1 protein-coding gene is annotated in these 291 nt (G+C 40.5%); it reads left to right on the top strand.

Translation table 11 applies throughout. The annotated features are described in order from the left end of the window. Positions 1-291 (top strand): hypothetical protein (locus EZH24_RS14630; protein WP_161976218.1); only part of this gene is annotated, 291 nt, incomplete at both ends.

The following is a 291-nucleotide window of genomic DNA, read 5'->3' as shown; positions in this document are numbered from 1 at the left end:
AAACTTTTTCACTTCACAAAATTATTTATAAATATTTTGCAGGCTTCCTTGCTTGCTATTTGGATTGCCATGCCTCACTTCACCAAAGGTGGGCAGACGCCTGTTCGGCTCGCAATGACGGGAAAAATATTGTCATTACGAGGTTTTGTAAAAACCGAAGTAATCTATTTTATGTGGATTGCTTCACTGGCAACAATGCCCGCTTTAGCGCCGTTCGCAATGACAGATATAAAAAACAAAATTGCACACGCTGTGCGCCACATGGCGATGACAGAATTTTTTGCAATTTTG

Origin of the sequence: Brachyspira catarrhinii, assembly GCF_005518285.1 — a bacterium.
GTDB classification, from domain to species: domain Bacteria; phylum Spirochaetota; class Brachyspiria; order Brachyspirales; family Brachyspiraceae; genus Brachyspira; species Brachyspira catarrhinii.
This window is presented reverse-complemented; position numbering and strand designations above follow the sequence as displayed.